This window comes from Aquibaculum arenosum (assembly GCF_029222965.1).
Classification (GTDB): Bacteria; Pseudomonadota; Alphaproteobacteria; order Kiloniellales; family DSM-21159; genus Aquibaculum; species Aquibaculum arenosum.
On sequence record NZ_JARHUD010000002.1, the window covers coordinates 216632 to 228664 of the forward strand.

Annotated in this window: 10 protein-coding genes; 4 read left to right on the forward strand and 6 right to left on the reverse strand. The window is 62.6% G+C overall.

Features of this window, described 5'->3' with window-relative positions; genetic code table 11:
* The first annotated feature begins 28 nt into the window (after nucleotides 1-28).
* The 3 genes from P2G67_RS03885 to P2G67_RS03895 are packed head-to-tail and all read left to right on the forward strand — an operon-like array spanning nucleotide 29 to nucleotide 3503.
* Entirely contained in the window at nucleotides 29-1186 is a 1158-nt protein-coding gene (locus tag P2G67_RS03885) for a flagellar motor protein MotA (protein WP_275820226.1), read from the forward strand.
* Nucleotides 1187-1204: 18 nt separating this feature from the next.
* Complete coding sequence (locus tag P2G67_RS03890; RefSeq protein ID WP_275820228.1) at nucleotides 1205-2992, forward strand: peptidoglycan -binding protein; 1788 nt, start codon at nucleotides 1205-1207, stop codon at nucleotides 2990-2992.
* 22 nt (nucleotides 2993-3014) lie between these two features.
* Nucleotides 3015-3503, forward strand: a complete 489-nt coding sequence (locus P2G67_RS03895) for a DUF2165 family protein (RefSeq protein ID WP_275820230.1) — start codon at nucleotides 3015-3017, stop codon at nucleotides 3501-3503.
* Between the two features lie 8 nt (nucleotides 3504-3511).
* Here P2G67_RS03895 and P2G67_RS03900 read toward each other — a convergent pair whose 3' ends face one another.
* The 6 genes from P2G67_RS03900 to P2G67_RS03925 all read right to left on the reverse strand — a co-directional run bounded on the left by P2G67_RS03900 (nucleotide 3512) and on the right by P2G67_RS03925 (nucleotide 11025).
* A complete protein-coding gene (locus tag P2G67_RS03900) occupies nucleotides 3512-4420 on the reverse strand; it encodes a DMT family transporter (RefSeq protein ID WP_275820232.1) in 909 nt (302 codons plus the stop codon).
* A gap of 63 nt (nucleotides 4421-4483) precedes the next feature.
* Nucleotides 4484-5944: an Asp-tRNA(Asn)/Glu-tRNA(Gln) amidotransferase subunit GatB gene (gene gatB / locus P2G67_RS03905; protein ID WP_275820234.1), complete on the reverse strand. Its 1461-nt coding sequence runs from the start codon at nucleotides 5942-5944 to the stop codon at nucleotides 4484-4486.
* Nucleotides 5945-5995: 51 nt separating this feature from the next.
* Nucleotides 5996-7474: an Asp-tRNA(Asn)/Glu-tRNA(Gln) amidotransferase subunit GatA gene (gatA, locus tag P2G67_RS03910; RefSeq protein WP_275820236.1), complete on the reverse strand. Its 1479-nt coding sequence runs from the start codon at nucleotides 7472-7474 to the stop codon at nucleotides 5996-5998.
* On the reverse strand, nucleotides 7474-7761 hold the full coding sequence (gene gatC, locus P2G67_RS03915; RefSeq protein ID WP_275820239.1) for an Asp-tRNA(Asn)/Glu-tRNA(Gln) amidotransferase subunit GatC: 288 nt from the start codon (nucleotides 7759-7761) through the stop codon (nucleotides 7474-7476). The genes gatA and gatC overlap by 1 nt, the downstream gene beginning before the upstream one ends.
* A 129-nt stretch (nucleotides 7762-7890) precedes the next feature.
* The gene (locus P2G67_RS03920) at nucleotides 7891-9312 is read right to left on the reverse strand and encodes a TRIC cation channel family protein (protein ID WP_275820241.1); all 1422 of its coding nucleotides are present in this window, start codon (nucleotides 9310-9312) and stop codon (nucleotides 7891-7893) included.
* 300 nt (nucleotides 9313-9612) lie between these two features.
* Nucleotides 9613-11025 carry a TRIC cation channel family protein gene (locus P2G67_RS03925; protein ID WP_275820243.1) on the reverse strand — a complete coding sequence of 471 codons (1413 nt, stop codon included), beginning with the start codon at nucleotides 11023-11025 and terminating at the stop codon, nucleotides 9613-9615.
* Between the two features lie 263 nt (nucleotides 11026-11288).
* On the opposite strand from P2G67_RS03925, the gene ruvX reads away from it, so the two are divergent.
* Nucleotides 11289-11786 (forward strand): Holliday junction resolvase RuvX, encoded by a 498-nt coding sequence (gene ruvX / locus P2G67_RS03930; protein ID WP_275820245.1) that lies wholly within the window; start codon nucleotides 11289-11291, stop codon nucleotides 11784-11786.
* Nucleotides 11787-12033: the final 247 nt, after the last annotated feature.

Sequence of the window (12033 nt, forward strand, 5' to 3'; positions counted from 1 at the left end):
CCGATCGATTAAGAGAACAGTCTAAGCAATGACGCGTCCCCAAATTTACCTCATCCGCATGGGCATCTTTCTCGCCCTTGTGCTGGCCGCCGGCGCTGCGCTCTACCCGCAGTTGGCGGATGCCTTCTTCGCCAATGCGGTCCTGAACGGGATGATCCTCGGGGTCCTGGTTCTGGGAATAATCTACTCCTTTCGTCAGGTGTTCCTGCTGCGGCGAGAGATTGCGTTCCTTGCGCAGTTGAAACGCGAAAGCAGTGGCGGGCTGATCTTTCCCGGTCAGATGACCCAACTCGAAGCGCCGCGCCTGCTCGGTCCGATGGCGCGCATGCTACGCGAGCGCAAGGGACGTATCACCCTTTCCGCCATGGCGATGCGCACCCTGCAGGACGGCATCCGCCTGCGCATCGACGAAAGCCACGATATTTCCCGCTATCTGATTGGTCTGCTGATCTTCCTTGGCCTGCTGGGCACCTTCTGGGGTCTGGTGGAGACGGTGAATGCCGTGGGCGAGACCATCGGCGCGCTCTCGCTGGGCGATGGTGATGCCGCCGCCTTGTTCGGGGACCTGCAGCGCGGGCTGCAGCAGCCGCTGGGCGGCATGGGCACGGCATTCTCCTCCTCGCTTTTCGGTCTCGCCGGCTCCCTTGTCCTGGGCTTTCTGGAACTACAGTCAGGCCAGGCGCACAACCGCTTCATGAACGAGATGGAGGAATGGCTCTCGGGCATGACCCGGATCGGCGGCAGCAGCTTCGGCGGCGGCGAAGGCGAAGCATCGGTGCCGGCCTACCTGCAGGCGTTGCTGGAGCAGACGGCCGACAGTCTGGAAAACCTCCAGAACACCATTCAGCGCGGCGAGGAGGATAAGCAGACCGCAAATCGCAACCTGGCCACCCTGACCGAGCGCCTGACGCTGCTGACCGATCAGATGCGCACGGAACAGGAGGTCTTGCGCAAGCTGGCGGAAACCCACGCCGCTATCCGCCCGCTCCTGGCACAGCTCTCGGAATCGCAGATGTCGAACGGCGGGATGGACGATGCCACCCGCGACCACATCCGCAACATCGACATGCACCTGAGCCGCATGGCCAACGAGATGCGCGGGGGCCGTGAACAGACTGTGGAACAGATCCGCAGCGAGATACGCCTGCTGGCGCGCACCATCGCCGCTTTGGCGGAAGAAGGCTGAGGCCGGACCCAGCACCCCATGTACTCGCTCAACCGCACCGGTCGCACTCGCTCCACCAACATCTGGCCCGGCTTCGTCGACGGGCTGGCGACGCTGCTGCTGGTGGTGATTTTCGTGCTGATGGTCTTTGTGATTGCGCAGTACTATCTGTCCGTCGCGCTCAGCGGACGAGACGAGCGCCTGGCCCGGCTTGACCAACAAATCGCCGAACTCAGCGAACTCCTGGCCCTGGAGCGCGAAACCACCACCGAGCTACGCAGCACGCTCGACAGCCTGACGAGCGAACTGCAGGATTCCATGGCCCTGCGCGAAACGCTGGTGCAGGAACTGGCGCGGGTGGAGGATCAGCGCGATTCCCTGGCTTCGCAGCTTTCCGCCCTGGCGGAGGAACACGAGGCCGTGGAGGAAGAACTGCTCGCTGTCACGGAAAGTCGCGAGCAGCTGCGTGAGGACCTGATGCTGGCGGAAGATCGCGGCGACAGCCTCGACCAGGCGCTGCTCGAGGCCGAGAACACCATCGAAGCCGATCGCGAGACCATTCAGGTTCAGCTGGCGGAACTGGCGCTGATGCGTGATCTGCGCAACGAGCTCGAGCAGCAGATCGCCGACCGGGAAAACGACCTGCGGGCCACGGAGGCCCTGCTGGCCGAAAGCCGTGCCGCACTCGAGGACCTGGAGCGACAGGTGGCCGAACGCGAAGCAGTTCTGGCCAGCACCCGTGAAGAGCTGGAGCGCAGCGAAACGGACCTGTCGGAGACCCGCGCCGCCCTGGCGGAAAGCGAGGAACTGGCGACCCGGCAATCCGAGGAAATTGCAGCCCAGGCCGAAGCCCTGGAAGCCCGCGCGGATGAGATCCAGCTCACCCGCACGACCCTGGAGCGGATGGAAGAAATACTGGCTGCGCGCGAAGCCATGCTGGCCGAACAAGAGGAAAGCCTCGAGGCTCGCACAGAAGAACTAGCCTTGAGCGAGGAAACCCTCTCCCGGGTGCGCGAACAGATCGCCGAGCGTGACCGGCGGATCGATGAGTTGGAAGCGCAACTGGCGCAGATGGACGAAAGCGAGCGCGAGCGGCTGGACGAGCTGCGGACATTGCGCGCGGCCCGCGACGCCCTGATGCAACGCCTGCAGGACCGTGGGCGCCAGGTGGAGTCGGAATCGGAACTTGCTGCCGAGGCGCAGCAGCGCGTTGAACTGCTCAACAGCCAGATCGACGCCTTGCGCCGGCAGCTTGCCGCCCTGCAAAGTGCCCTGGAGGCCACCGAAGAACGCGAGCGCGAGCAGCAAGTGCAGATCGCGGATCTCGGGCGCCGGCTCAACATGGCCCTGGCCAGTCGGGTGCAGGAACTGGCGCGCTATCGCTCCGAGTTCTTTGGGCGCCTACGGGAGATCCTTGGCGACGACAATCCGAACGTCCGGATTGTCGGCGACCGCTTCGTCTTCCAGGCCGAGGTGCTCTTCCCCAGCGGCTCGGACGCCTTGCAGGCCGAGGGGCGGGCGCAGATCCGACAACTGGCGAGCCTGCTGCGAGACATCGCCGAACAGATTCCCGAAGACATTGACTGGGTTCTTCGGGTCGACGGCCACACCGACCGCCGACCAATCTCGACTCCGCTCTTCCCCTCGAACTGGGAGCTGTCGAGCGCACGGGCGATCTCGGTCGTGCGGCTCTTGATCCAGGAAGGAATCCCACCCAACCGCCTCGTGGCCGCCGGCTTCGGCGAGTACCAGCCGCTCGATCCGAGCGACAGCGAGACGGCCTTCCAACGCAACCGGCGCATCGAGCTCAAGCTGACCGAACGCTGATCAATTCAAGGGGGTGCCGACCATGACTCTGATCCGCCGCTGCAAGGCGACGCTCGTGGCCGGCATCGCGCTCTTCTTCACGCTGGTTGCCTTCGGCAACATCACCGACTACGGCAGCAATTTCGCCTTCGTGCAGCATGTGCTCTCGATGGATACGATCTTTTCGGATTCCGCCCTCTCTTGGCGAGCTCTCACCAGTCCAGCGATCCATCATGCGGCCTACGCCTTGATCATCGCCTGGCAGACGGTGACGGCCCTGCTCTGCTGGTACGGTGCCTACCGGCTTTGGGAGGCCAGCGATGATGGTATTGCCTTCGCCCAGGCTCGGCCCACGGCAGTGCTGGGCCTGACCGCGGGCTTCCTGCTTTATGCCGTGGGCTTCATGACCATCGGCGGCGAGTGGTTCGCCATGTGGCAGTCGGACACCTGGAACGGCCAGAGTGCCGCCGCGCGCTTTCTACTGATGATCGGGATCGTGCTGCTTGCCGTGCTTGCCCGGGAAGAGGCCTGATCGCGCGGTCAACGAGGAGCGCGGCGCACCACCACCAACGCAACCCCCAGGACGGCAACGGCCATGCCGGCCAGGGCCAGCGGGCCCATCCGGTCGCCGAAGAGGATCCAGGCGGAGGTCGCGGTGGCCGGGGGCACGAGATAGAAGAGGCTGGCGGTGCGCGCCGCCTCGCCCAGTCGGATCAGCAGCATCAGCAGGCTGACCGCACCCAGCGACAGCACCAGGGTCAGCCATCCCAGCGCAAAGAGAAAATCACCCGTCCACTGGATCCGGTTGGTCTCGAAGACAAAGGCCACCACGCCGGTGACCAGGCCGGCCGCGGCGTACTGCACCAGGGCACCGCTCCAGAGGTGGACCTGACCGCAAAAGCGCTTCTGATAAACGACGCCCAGCGTCATGCCGAGCAGCGCACCCAGCGAGAAGACGATGGCCCAAAGGTCGAAGCCCTCGAAGACGCTCCCGCTGCCCGCCGGTGCCAGCTTCTCCGCCAGCACCAACGTCACCCCCATCAGGCCGAGCAGAAGGCCGAGCACCTGGCGCAGGGTCACCCGCTCGCCCAGCAACGGCCCGACGAGTACGGCCGTCAGGAGCGGCTGCAGACTGACGATCAGTGCCGAATAGGCCGCCGGCAGCCCCCGAGCCATGCCGCCGAAGGCGCCGCCAAGATAGATCGCATGGACGAGGAACCCCACCACTGCGATATGGAAGACCTGGGTTTTCGACTCGAACTGCAATGCCCGGAAGAACAACAGTGGCGGCAGGAGCAGTGCCACGGTCAACGCGAAGCGCAGGGTTAGGAAGGTGAAGGGCTCCGCATAGGGCAGCCCCCAGATCGCGCCGATGAAGCCGGTCGACCAAAGCAGCACGAAGACCGCCGGCATGCAGAAGAGGAGAGCGCGCTGAAGGGCTGCAGGCACGGGCACCTGACCTGTGGCAGGAAAAGAGAGGCTGCGCTCGGCGGGGCCGGGTAAGCCGGCCCGCTAACCGCCGAGCTTACGCTTGAGGATCTGGTTCACGGTTCCCGGGTTCGCCTTGCCCTGGCTGGCTTTCATCACTTGGCCCACGAACCAGCCGATGACCTTGGGATTGGCGCCGCTGCTATACTGCTCCACCTGGCCCGGGTTGTCGGCGATCACCTTGTCGACGATGGCCTCGATGGCGCCCTCGTCGGTGATCTGCTTCAGCCCCTTCTCCTCGACTATGGTCGCGGCATCCTTGCCGCTCTCCCACATCGCCTCGAAGACTTCCTTGGCAAGGCGGGAGGACACCGTCCCATCGGCAATCAGATCGAGCAGGCCGCCCAGCTTCGCCGCATCCACGGGCGCGTCATCCAGATCCGTGCCCGAGGCGTTCAAGGCACCGAAGTAGTTCACCGTCACCCAGTTGGCCGCGAGCTTCGGGTCACGCTTGCCGCCGGCCAGCACGGACTCATAGAAGGCCGCATTGGCCTGCTCCGCGACGAGCACGCCGGCGTCATAAATCGACAGTCCGTAGTCCTCCATGAAGCGGCGCTTTTTCTCGTCGGGCAGCTCCGGCAGCTCGGCCGCCAAGCCGTCCACAAACTCCTGTTCCAGCACCAGCGGCAAGAGGTCGGGGTCTGGGAAGTAGCGATAGTCGTGCGCCTCCTCCTTGCTGCGCATCGAACGACTCTCGCCCTTGCGTGCATCGAAGAGGCGGGTTTCCTGCTCGATCACGCCGCCGGCCTCCAACACCTCTACCTGACGGCGGGCCTCGTATTCGATGGCCTGCTGGACGTAGCGGATGGAGTTTACGTTCTTGGTCTCGGTGCGCGTGCCGAGCGGCTCGCCGGGCCGGCGCATGGAGAGATTGACGTCACAGCGCAGGCTGCCCTCATCCATGTTGCCGTCGCAGGTGCCGAGGTAGCGCAGGATGGAGCGCAGCTTGTGGATATAGGCCCCGGCCTCTTCCGCGGAGCCGATGTCCGGCTTGGAGACGATCTCCATTAGGGCAACACCCGAACGGTTGAGATCGACGAAGGTGCGGCGCGGGTCCTGGTCGTGCATCGACTTGCCGGCATCCTGCTCCAGATGCAGGCGTTCGATGCCAATGTCCTTGGTGCTGCCGTCGGGCAGATCGATGGTCAGCACGCCCTCCCCCACGATCGGCTGCTGATACTGGCTGATCTGATAGCCCTGAGGCAGGTCGGGATAGAAGTAGTTCTTGCGCTCGAAAACCGAGGTCAGGTTGATCTTCGCTTTCAGGCCGAGCCCGGTCCGCACGGCCTGCGCCACGCACTCGCGGTTCAGCACGGGCAGCATGCCCGGCATGGCGGCATCAATCAGCGACACCTGAGAATTCGGCGTCGCACCGAAAGCCGTGGATGCGCCGGAAAAGAGCTTCGCATTGGAAATGACCTGGGCGTGGACCTCCAGCCCGATGACCATTTCCCACTTACCGGTCTCACCTTCGATCAGAGCCATGCCCGTCGCCCGTCCACTTGCTTCATTCCGTGACACATTCTCATCGTTGGTTCAGTCACCGGCGATGAAGGCCGGCTCCGCCGTGAAAGCGGCGGCTTCTTCCAGCACGCCAGCCGTCCGCACCAGAGTCTCCTCGTCGAAGGCCCGACCGATGAGCTGCAGACCCAGCGGCAGACCATCCATCGACAATCCCGCCGGCACCGAAATGCCAGGCAGGCCCGCCAGACTGGCCGGCACCGTGAAGACGTCATTGAGGTACATGGCGACGGGATCATCCATGTTGGCACCCATGGCGAAAGCTGCCGAAGGCGCTGTCGGGGTCAAGATCACGTCTACGGTCTCGTAGGCAGCCTTGAAATCCCGCGCAATCAAGGTGCGCACCTGCCGGGCCTTGTTGTAATAGGCGTCGTAATAGCCGGCCGAGAGCACGTAGGTGCCGATCAGGATGCGGCGTTTGACCTCGTCGCCGAAGCCCGCCCCTCGGGTGGCTTCGTACATCTCGTCCAGGGTTTCACCCTCGACCCGCAGTCCGTATCGCACGCCGTCATAGCGCGCCAAGTTGGAGGAGGCCTCCGCGGGCGCGACGATGTAATAGGTCGGCAGCGCGTATTTGGTGTGTGGCAGGGAAATCTCCACCGGCTCCGCACCGGCTGCCTTGAGCCAGTCGATGCCCTGTTGCCAAAGGCTATCGATCTCCGCCGGCATGCCGTCGACACGATACTCCTTGGGAATGCCCACCTTCAGGCCGCGAACATCGCCGGTCAGAGCCTGCTCGAAGTCCGGCACCGCCACATCCACCGAGGTGGAGTCCTTGGCGTCGAAACCGGCCATGGAGCGCAGCAGAATGGCGCAGTCCCGCACCGAGCGCGCCATGGGACCGGCCTGGTCCAGGGAGGAGGCAAAGGCGATAATGCCCCAGCGCGAACAGCGCCCGTAGGTGGGCTTCAGCCCCACGACTCCAGAGAAGGAAGCCGGCTGACGGATCGAGCCGCCGGTATCGGTGCCCGTTGCTCCCAGGGCGCAGCGCGCGGCCACGGCCGCCGCCGATCCGCCGGAAGAGCCTCCAGGCACCAGCTTCTCATCGCTGCCATTACGTCGCCAGGGATTGACCACCCCGCCATAGGTGCTGGTCATGTTGGAGGAGCCCATGGCGAACTCGTCCATATTCACCTTGCCCAGCATCACCGCCCCATCGCGCCAGAGATTGGCAGTGACGGTGGACTCATAGGCCGGCTTGAAGTCCTTGAGGATATGGCTGCCAGCGGTCGATTCCACCCCTTCGGTGCAGAAGAGGTCCTTGATCGCAAGCGGTATGCCCTCCAGCGGGCCGGCCTCGCCCTTGGCGAGCCGAGCATCCGAGGCATCGGCCATGGCCAGGGCCTTTTCCGGCGTCTCCACCGTGTAGGCGTTGAGCGGCCGCGCCGCCTCGACCGCCGTCAGGTGCGCTTCGGTTAATTCGCGTGCAGAAATCTTCTTGGCGGCAAGGGCATCGCGCGCCTGCGCAAGCGTCATACGGGTGGGAGCGCTCATTATTCCACCACCTTCGGGACAACAAAGAAGCCATGAGCAGAATCGGGCGCGTTGCGCAGAACCGGCTCAGGATCGCCCCCGTCGGTCACCCGATCCTCACGCAGGGGCTGGCCGCGCTCAACGACCGAGGTCATGGGCGGCACGTCCTTGGTGTCGAGTTCACCCAGTTGCTCCACCCAGCCGAGGATGTTGTTCAGTTCGCCCACCAGTGCCTCGGCCTGTGCCGGCTCGACCCGAACCCGCGCAAGCTTGGCGATGTGCCGGACCGTATCCAGGTTGACCGACATGCTGCCCTATCCTCGTTGTTACGTCGTGCTGATCCGAAACTCGGAATGGCGCGGAACCTAGCACCGGCCCCGGTGACCGGCAAGGCGGGCGCGCGCGCAATCACCCCCAGAAATCGATCGCCTGCACCTTCAATAACGCGGGCCCGACCAGCCGAAAGCAACGAAGGCAATGCGCGTCGCGAAAATCCCGCCCATGGTCGTCATCAGCGCCCAGAAGATGACATGCGGTTCCGCGGAGAGGCCGAAGTACTGCAGGTAAAGCGACAGCCCCAGCGACCAGAGAATCACGGTCTCAGCGTAAAAGGAATGATGCAGGATGGCGTTACCGCTGTCACTTCGGATCATATCGCGGATGATTGCACCGCCAGCAGCCGTCAAAGCGGCCAGTACAGGGCCCCAGAGCCAGAGAGGATGGCGGCCAAACTCCACCGCGATGGTCACCGCCAGCACCGTTAGCGCGGCAATGCCCGCTGTGTCGAACACTTCCAGCAAGATCTGCGGCTTCGCGCGCTGCCGCACGATGAGAATGAGATTCACGAGGTCAAAGAGGAGCAACGATCGCCCGCGCAAGCGATCGAGAATACGGTTGATTACATAGCCCACAGCGAGAGTTGAAAGCACGATATACACGTAAATGGGGTAATCGAAAATGTAAGGCTCGCGCAGGATGAGCACATCGCGAACCACTCCCCCACCCAGCGCCGGCAAGGACGCCAACACCACCACACCGAAAATGCCGTAATCTCCCGCTCGGGCGATCACCGCGGCGGAGATGGAGAAGGATACCATCCCAACGATCAGAATGATCTCAAACCAAGCGCCGTAGAGCGCAATGTCCAACAGGACGGGCAGGACGAAACGTCTCTCGATGACCTGGCGTTCGCCGCTCTCATAGACCCGTTCCAACCCCCAGTTGAAACGTTCGACAAGACCTGGAGCAACCGAGGCACGCGAGAAGAGCGCAACGACATCTTCCTCAAGAATCGGTAAAGGGTGTGATTCCAGGCCCCACAGATGTCGTTCGGAAAGTTCGTGATAACCGGCCAGGCGATCTATGACGAAGCCGTCCACTTCTCCCGTCTCAAGAAGATGGAGACTCTGTGCCAGGTCGACTGTCTGGACGATTACGTCGGCATGCGCCGGATCGTCACGGAACCTGTTGAAAGTGGCACCAAGATCATAGTCCTCGACCACGGCGATTCGCAGCTGCTCGCGTATCAGTGCGTCCAAGAGTTCCGATAGGGTATTGGCTGTCGGCATTCGGTCAGCCGGAAGAAAGATGTTCTCGGTCGCAAAGCGGATCGGATCTGAGAAGTGGGCGTAGTCTGCACGTTCCGGTGTCGGGTACGCGCCCAGCACAGCGTCGATGCTGCCCTCTTCAACACCCTTGAGAGCCTGTTCCCAGGGAACCTGGTCCAACACCACGCTCAACCCAGCATGTTCCGCCGCCGCTCTGAAGGTGGTCACGTCGATGCCGGTGACATGCGCTATCTCGCTGTCCGAGCGCAGGAATTGATAGGGTGCTTGCAGTGACCAGGCTACACGCAGCACGCGGTCGTGACCCTGGGCGGCCGTCTCACCAGCACACACCACAACCGCCAGTAGGCAACAGAGTAAGGAGAGAAAGGCGCGGAACGGGGACAAGGACACGACTCTTGGCAGAGGTGGTGTTTACACGCTTTGGACGTAGAGTTTGCCCAACCAGTTACCGTCAAGAAAGCCGATTCGGCCAGAACTGTAACGAAAAAGTGACCACAGCCATTGATTCACGCTGCGGGAATGTACAAACACAACTAAAATTTCCGAGGTTCCTTTGTCCGGTCTGATCTCGCGAAACGTGCTTCCTTATGATCAATAGCGAGGGCCCGACCAGCCGTAGACCACGAATGCGATGCGCGTCGCGAAGATCCCGCACATGGTGGTCATCAACGCCCAAAAGATGACCTGCGGATCGGCGGAAAGCCCGAAGTACTGCAGATAGAGTGAGAGCGGCAGCGACCAGATAATCACCGTCTCCGCGTAGAAGGCGTGGTGGAGGATCTCATTGCCGCTGTCCTTGCGGATCATGTCCCGGATAATCGCCCCGCCGGTAGCCGTCAGCGCTGCGAGCACAGGGCCCCAGAGCCAGAGTGGCTCGCGCCCGAACTCGACCGCGATGGTGACTGCCACGACGGTAAAGGCAGCTATGCCGGCGGCGTCGAAAATTCCCATTAGCAGCTTCGGCTGAATCCGCTGGCGCATCAAAAGCACCAGGTTGACGAAATCGAAGAAAAGCAGGGAGCGGCCGCGCAATCGTGCCAGCACACGATTGAAGAGGAAGCCTCCCACCAGAGTGCCGAGCACAATATAGACGTAAACGGGAAAGGCGAATATGTACGGTTCGCGCAAGATGAGGACATCGCGTACCACGCCGCCGCCCAAAGCGGGGAGCGACGCCAGCACAACGGCGCCGAACAGGCCGTAGTCGCCGGTACGGGCAATCACCACGGCCGATATGGAGAACGCCACCATCCCCACAATCAGGATGATCTCGAACCAGGCACCGTAGAGCGCCATGTCGAGCATGACCGGTAAGACGAAACGTCGCTCGATGACGCGTTGCTGATCATCCTGATAGACCTGCTGCAGGCCCCAGTTGAAATATTCGACCAGAGCGGAATCCACAGAGGCTCGCGAAAAAAGCGCGACGATATCTTCCTCATGAATCGGGACAGGATGCGACTGAAGGCTCCACATGTGTCGCTCAGACAGTGCGTTATACCCCGCCAAGCGATCCATGACGAAGCCGTCCACTTCTCCCCGTTCCAGCAGGTGGAGGCTTTGCGCCAAGTCCGCTGTCGGAACGACCAGGTGGGCGTGCTCCGGGTCGTTGCGGAAGCGGTTGAAGCGGTCGCCAAGTTCGAAATCTTCGATCGCTGCAATCCGCAGGCCGTCGCGCGCCAGTGCGTCCAGCAGTTCTTCCAGGGAACGTGCATGGGGCATGCGATCGCGGAGCAGAAAGATACTTTCCGTCGCGAAGCGGATAGCGTCGGAGAAGTAGGCATACTCCGCGCGCGCCGCCGTCGGAAAGGCCCCGAGAACAACGTCGATACTACCCTCTTCCACTCGTTCCAAAGCTTCTTCCCAGGGCAACTGACTGAAGATCACACTCAGGCCGGCATGCGCCGCCGCAGCCCGAAACATCGCCACATCGATGCCGGTGACTTGTTCCACCTCGCTGCCCGAGCGCAAAAACTGATAGGGTGCCTGCAGGGACCAAGCCACGCGAAGGACGCGATCATGCCCTTGGGATCGGCTTTCTTCTGGAAAAAGCGCGACCGTCAGTAAGCAACACAAGATGGAAAGCAGCGCACGAAGAGCTAACAACAGAGCACCCTTGGAGGGACTGGTGTTCAGGCCCTTTATGCGTACACTCTGCCCATCCAGGTGCTGCCGGGGAAGCCGATTCGGTCAGGCTGCGACAAAAGGCAGGCTAAGCGACCATCCGTGACTCGCTGCGAACCGCTCGTAATCAGGGTCTTTCTCCCATGACCATCATCGATCTGCGAGACCTGCCTTCGCGCATGCCTGCGCGCAGCCGGCCTCTTGGGCTCGATCTCGGCGAGAAGACCATTGGACTGGCGCTGGGAACCAGTGATTTCACCCTTGCGTCCCCACTGGAGACGATCCAGCGCAGCCGGTTTCGCGAGGACGCGGCGAAGCTGACGGACCTGTGCAAAACCCACAACGTCGGCGCGCTCATCATCGGCCTGCCGCTGAACATGGACGGTACGGAAGGGAAGCGCGCGCGCTCGACCCGGCAGTTTGCGCGCAATCTCTCAGAGATCGCGTCGCTTAACCTACCAATTGCCTTCTGGGACGAGCGCCTCTCCACGGCTGTGGTGGAACGCTTTCTGATCGGAGAGGCGGATATGAGCCGGCGCCGGCGTGGCGAGGTGGTCGACAAGATGGCGGCCGCTTACATCCTGCAAGGCGCCTTGGACTTCCTCCGGCACACCACGCCACCCGCAAGAACGTCGAATTGAACAGACCCGGGTGTCTACCAGCACCCCTTATTTCTTGGAATCACGGGAACAAGTAGGTAGCAACAGCGGCTGACAGCACAGGAAGTCGACCGAGGCGAGTCAGGTTTGCGCCTAATCCCGGATTCTCTGGAGCCTTTGTCCCGTTCAGGCTAGAAAAACTTGAGGGTCTCGGTGAGGAAGGGCTCTTTCGCATCAGCAGCCCATAGCGATGACCAGCTTGGGCGAAGTGCAGTTGCAGACATAACAT

Bases quoted from the DNA above. Each gene is read 5' to 3' on its own strand.
- P2G67_RS03890 (WP_275820228.1), top strand. From the start codon at position 1,205: ATGTACTCGCTCAACCGCACCGGTCGCACTCGCTCCACCAACATCTGG.
- P2G67_RS03895 (WP_275820230.1), top strand. From the start codon at position 3,015: ATGACTCTGATCCGCCGCTGCAAGGCGACGCTCGTGGCCGGCATCGCG.
- ruvX (WP_275820245.1), top strand. From the start codon at position 11,289: ATGACCATCATCGATCTGCGAGACCTGCCTTCGCGCATGCCTGCGCGC.
- gatA (WP_275820236.1), bottom strand. From the start codon at position 7,474: ATGAGCGCTCCCACCCGTATGACGCTTGCGCAGGCGCGCGATGCCCTT.
- gatC (WP_275820239.1), bottom strand. From the start codon at position 7,761: ATGTCGGTCAACCTGGATACGGTCCGGCACATCGCCAAGCTTGCGCGG.
- P2G67_RS03885 (WP_275820226.1), top strand. From the start codon at position 29: ATGACGCGTCCCCAAATTTACCTCATCCGCATGGGCATCTTTCTCGCC.
- gatB (WP_275820234.1), bottom strand. From the start codon at position 5,944: ATGGCTCTGATCGAAGGTGAGACCGGTAAGTGGGAAATGGTCATCGGG.